The sequence below is a fragment of the Mycobacterium sp. NGS66 genome, assembly GCF_059812225.1.
In genome coordinates, this window is the sequence record NZ_JCALCG010000040.1 from 1 (window position 1) to 668 (window position 668).

At 63.9% G+C, this 668-nt stretch carries 1 protein-coding gene; it reads left to right on the forward strand.

Annotated features, from left to right (window positions below; all coding sequences use genetic code 11):
• Positions 1 to 668 (forward strand): polyketide synthase dehydratase domain-containing protein (locus AC5Y2L_RS28560; RefSeq protein ID WP_499940095.1); only part of this gene is annotated, 668 nt, incomplete at both ends.

Genomic DNA, 668 nt, shown 5'->3' on the forward strand with positions numbered 1-668 from the left:
TCGCGGTACACATCGGCGACCAGGACACCAGCACCGTGCTCGCCGAGGTCGCACTCCCCCGCGAAATCCGGTCCCAACAAGACGCTTACGACATACACCCCGCACTGCTGGATGCCTGTTTCCAAGCCATCGAGGCTCACCCCGACGTCCAAGCCGCCGGCGGGGACCTGCTGACATTGCCGTTGGGGGCGCGGCGGCTGCGCGCCTATGGTGCCGCCGGTAAAGCACGCTACTGCTTTGCCCGGGTGACCAAAGCCGAAACTTCTGGCATCGAGGCCGACCTCGACGTAATCGACGAGCACGGAAACGTGCTGCTGGGCGTGCAGGGACTGCAATTGGGAACCGCAGCATCCGAGACCACCCACAGAGACCGCGTACTGGCCAATCGGCTGCTGACCATCGAATGGCAGCAGCGACCGTTGCCTGAACTACCTTCGGCCAGCGCCGGAACCTGGCTGCTAATCAGCGCCGCCGCCGCCGATGTGTTGGCCGCGCAATTGAGTGATGCCCTGAAAAACCTGGGCGCGCAATGCAACACGATATGCTGGCCGCTACACACGGACGACACTGCAAACGGCGAACAGCTCGGAAATCTTTTGCGTGCCGGCGGGTGCCCGGGTGTGGTGATACTGACGGGACCGAAACGCGGCGACGCCGAGGATCAGTCC